Raw genomic sequence first — 351 nt, forward strand, 5'->3', positions numbered from 1 at the left:
CCTAATCCTGCAACTTCTGAGATCAAAATCAATAACTTGAATTCAAAATTCAGTTTTACGATTTACGATGCTTCAGGAAAAATTGTAATGGAAGCAGAAGATGTTATTGATACTACGATTCCACTTATTGATTTATCAAAAGGAATGTATGTGATTGAACTGGAGTTTGATGAGGAGGTGATAAAGAAAAGGTTTGTGAAGGGGTAATTCTATAGGAGGATTAGGGTTTCGTATCTACTGTTAGGAATTTTAGCTCTATTGTTTCCCACCCCGACAAAGGCCGTTAGCTTTATGCAACTATTTTTATCATAGGAAAGTTGACTTGCTCTTGCGACCTTGGAAGCACACGCA

The 351-nt window shown here is 36.8% G+C and carries 1 protein-coding gene; it reads left to right on the forward strand.

Annotation, left to right across the window (positions count from 1 at the left end; all coding sequences use genetic code 11):
* Window positions 1–207: T9SS type A sorting domain-containing protein (locus C6368_RS17155; protein WP_159038686.1), on the forward strand; the 207-nt coding region annotated here is incomplete at its 5' end.
* Window positions 208–351: the final 144 nt, after the last annotated feature.

The sequence above is a fragment of the Brumimicrobium mesophilum genome (assembly GCF_003025005.1).
Classification (GTDB): domain Bacteria; phylum Bacteroidota; class Bacteroidia; order Flavobacteriales_D; family Crocinitomicaceae; genus Brumimicrobium; species Brumimicrobium mesophilum.